The organism is Streptomyces sp. NPDC002888 (assembly GCF_042888465.1).
GTDB lineage: Bacteria > Actinomycetota > Actinomycetes > Streptomycetales > Streptomycetaceae > Streptomyces.
In genome coordinates this window covers 1-1,260 of the sequence record NZ_JBIAPU010000067.1, presented here as the reverse complement: position 1 = coordinate 1,260, position 1,260 = coordinate 1, and the positions used below count along the sequence as shown (strand labels likewise).

Sequence of the window (1,260 nt, the reverse complement as noted above, 5' to 3'; positions counted from 1 at the left end):
CCGCCCCCCCCCCCCCCCCCCCCCCCCGCCCCGCCCCCCGCCCCCCCCCCCCCCCCCCCCCCCCCCCCCCCCCCCCCCCCCCCCCCCCCCCCCCCCCCCCCCCCCCCCCCCCCCCCCCCTCGGCCAGGGCCTGCGCTCGGGCGCCGTCATGCCACCGCGCCGTTGGATGAGTTCTCCCGTATCGAGGAGATCAAGGGCCAACATGCGGCGGCGGTGCTGTCCGCCGCGAGGCCCCGTCGCAATACGGTTGGCGTGGCCTTCGGCGAGGGCCACGTAACTCGATGACCTGGCGGCGGCCGGCCGCATCGGCGTCGGTCAGGGCCAGGCGGTCGACGCCGAGCAGGCCGGTGCGCTCGTCGTCGTACGCGCCGATCTCGGCGAGGTCCGTCAAGGACTGCCACAGGCGGTCGCCGTTGACGGTGATCTTGTCGGGGGTGGAGCTCGTCATGACCTGTCTCCTGAAGCGGTGTCGGAAACGGTGGGTGGTGAGGTGTTGGTCAGCCGGAAGCGCTGGCGACCGCGAGGCCGAAGCCGATCAGCGCGACGCCCGTGGTCCGCCCCAGCGCACGGCGGATCCGCGGCTTGTTCAGGACCGGCCCGGCCTTGGACAGCAGGAGCACGTAGCCGCCCAGCCAGGCGAGGGTGAGGGTGGTGTGGAGGAGCACGAGGAGCGTCATGGCCCGGGCGGCCGGCAGCCCAGGCGGTGCCAGCGTGGGCAACAGCCCGGTGTAGAAGACGACGATCTTCGGGTTGAGGACGTTGCTGACCAGGCCGGTCCACCAGGGGCTCCCGACGACGGCAGGACTGGCATCCTCCCCCACTCTCGGCTTCGCTCGAGCGGGGGGACCCCCATGGCCGGCCGGCGCCGAGCGGCGATGCTGCCACAACGCCTGCCCGCCCAGGAACACCAGGTAGCCAGCGCCGAGAAGCTTGACCGTCAAGTAGGCCGCAGGCGAGGAGGCGAGCACGGCCGCGAGCCCTGCCACGGTCAGCGCACCCCAGATCACCAGCCCGGTCGCGATCCCGCCCACGGTACGCAGCGCGTCCCCGGGGCCCGCCACGAGCGCGCGTCGGGTCACCACCGCCATGTCCGGGCCGGGCACGACGGTCAGCAGCCCAAGGACACCGGTCGCGGCCACGAAGTGGGTCAGCACGCTGCCGACCCGGAGTGCGGGTTTGCGGCCGTGCCCTCGGTGCTCAGCAGCACGACCACCGAGGTCGGACCCAGCCCCAGAGCCGTACGGCGTTCCTCGGCTCCCA

At 74.4% G+C, this 1,260-nt stretch carries 2 protein-coding genes; both read right to left on the bottom strand.

The genetic code is table 11. The annotated features are described in order from the left end of the window. Positions 1-190 precede the first annotated feature (190 nt). Complete coding sequence (locus tag ACFYWX_RS47725; RefSeq protein WP_389431812.1) at positions 191-448, bottom strand: hypothetical protein; 258 nt, start codon at positions 446-448, stop codon at positions 191-193. A 49-nt stretch (positions 449-497) separates the two neighbouring features. After that, entirely contained in the window at positions 498-1,154 is a 657-nt protein-coding gene (locus ACFYWX_RS47720) for a LysE family translocator (RefSeq protein ID WP_389431811.1), read from the bottom strand. Between the last annotated feature and the right edge of the window lie 106 nt (positions 1,155-1,260).

What these genes read in the sequence shown, in the direction of transcription:
- ACFYWX_RS47725 (WP_389431812.1), bottom strand. Translation starts at nt 448, where the DNA reads ATGACGAGCTCCACCCCCGACAAGATCACCGTCAACGGCGACCGCCTG.